This is a genomic window from Porphyromonas sp. CAG:1061 (assembly GCF_000435035.1).
Taxonomy (GTDB): Bacteria; Bacteroidota; Bacteroidia; order Bacteroidales; family Porphyromonadaceae; genus Porphyromonas_A; species Porphyromonas_A somerae.
The window spans coordinates 8,394-9,643 of the sequence record NZ_HF988938.1; the positions used below are offsets into that span (position 1 = coordinate 8,394).

Here is a 1,250-nt window from a genome sequence, read left to right on the forward strand (position 1 = left end):
TGGCTTGGTGCCGTGATAGTATTATCGACTTCGTGGTGCCGATGATGTACTCTCGTGGCGAACGCTTTTACCCTTTTGTGAAGGAGTGGCAAAAGCTACTCAATGTGCCGCTAGTAGTGGGCTTGGCACCCTATATGGTATTGGAGCGAGAGGGTAATTGGCCCAAGAATGAGGTGATGGATCAGATCAATTATCTTGATAGTCTCTCCAATATTGCTGGGGTGGCTCTTTTCAGAGCAGAGCACGCCATCTCGCATGGCATTGGTTTGTCTACACCATTGAGAGAATTTTGGGATAAAAGAGCACAGTTGCCCCTCGATAGAGGAGTATGGATGGACTGGCTCGATGGCCAGGAACTACAGATTGAGGGACGGCCTAATGGGCTACATGTGGCGTGGCATGGAAGTAGTAAGGGACAATTATTTGCGCTCTATCTTTCACACGATGGAGAGGTGCCAAATGGGGTAGAAGCCCCCTTTCTTGTTACAACTAAAGAGGAAGCAACTATCCCATGGAGTGTCTTGAAGCGGGGTCAGCTCATCGGTATCAAAGTAAGTGAGTATGATCTATCAACTCAACTAGAAGTACTTCCGCTGACTGGAGGGGTCTACTACTATAGGGAAGAGGAGGCCCCCGTGCAGTAGAGAGATAGGAAAGAACGAGAAAAAAGAGTATCTTTGTGAAGTAGTAAGCACGCAAATAGAGGATAAATAGGATGAGAATAGAGTTACGAGATAGGGTTTCGGATGTTACGAAAAACCTCATCATCATCAATGTGATATGCTGGCTAGCACAGTCTGCTTTACCAAGGATAGGGTATGACCTCACCTGGAATATGGGTCTGCACTATATTGGGTCTGACTCCTTTAGGATTTGGCAGCTGGTCACCTATATGTTTTTACACGCCCCAGGACTGGGTCACATATTCTTCAATATGTTTGCCCTTTGGATGTTTGGCAATACGTTGGAGCGGTTGTGGGGCAGTTGGCGATTTCTCCTCTTCTACCTCATTACAGGTATTGGTGCAGGGCTGATGCAGGAGCTGGTGTGGAGCTTTAGCTTTGCGGGATACCCACCCTACCTCCTTGAGCAGCTGCTTACGATAGGGGCCAGTGGTGCGGTATATGGCATTTTGCTCGGCTTCGGCATGATGTTTCCAAATGTGCCTCTCTTCATTATGTTTATCCCTATTCCTATCAAGGCAAAATGGCTGGTAATCGGCTACGGTGTGATGGAGCTCTTCTTGGGAG

Annotated in this window: 1 protein-coding gene and 1 pseudogene; both read left to right on the forward strand. The window is 47.7% G+C overall.

What is annotated here, in order from left to right:
* Positions 1-644, forward strand: a pseudogene (locus tag QVO39_RS07440) (family 10 glycosylhydrolase); the annotation flags it as partial.
* Positions 645-715: 71 nt separating this feature from the next.
* Positions 716-1,250: rhomboid family intramembrane serine protease (locus QVO39_RS07445; protein WP_288171919.1), on the forward strand; the 535-nt coding region annotated here is incomplete at its 3' end.